General features: G+C 46.0%; 1 protein-coding gene. It reads left to right on the plus strand.

Features of this window, described 5'->3' with window-relative positions; genetic code table 11:
* Positions 1-316: 316 nt before the first annotated feature.
* On the plus strand, positions 317-661 hold a 345-nt coding region (locus ACS8FC_RS18205), incomplete at its 3' end, for a glutamine amidotransferase-related protein (RefSeq protein WP_439297821.1).

Genomic DNA, 661 nt, shown 5'->3' on the forward strand with positions numbered 1-661 from the left:
GATACTCAGCTGCATGGCGTGATAGGCCAGCAGTTTGAGGTTTAAATCAAACGCGAACATAATGTGAAGTCCCTCCCATATCGCACACTTGTACGATAACAGCGTCCACGATAACAATGTCCATGTCACCGTACTGTATTTTTTATACCATATAACGATAATGAGATGCCATATTTGGTATGCAGCAGTATGATTACACATTCTAAATGTAAGTCACCAATAAAATAGTTGCGAATAAACCGCACGTCAATCGCCATCATTGCCCCGAAACTTGTTAAAATAGGGCACCAATTTTTTATTGATGGATACTCACCTTATGACGACCGCATCATCGACGCCAACTATCAAGCAAGACCGCATTTTAATCCTCGATTTTGGCTCGCAATACAGTCAGTTAATCGCCCGCCGTGTGCGCGATTCTGGGGTGTTTTGTGAGATGTTCCCTTATGACATCGACACTCAGCGCATCATCGATTTTGGCGCAAAAGGCGTCATCTTATCGGGTGGCCCTGAGAGCGTCCATGCAGACAACAGCCCGCGTATTAACGACGCAGTGTTTGACCTAGGCGTGCCTGTATTGGGTATTTGCTACGGTATGCAAGCGATGGCAGATCGTTTTGGCGGGCAGGTTCATGCCAGTGATATTCATGAGTTTGGTGCG

The organism is Psychrobacter sp. 1Y4 (assembly GCF_051847555.1).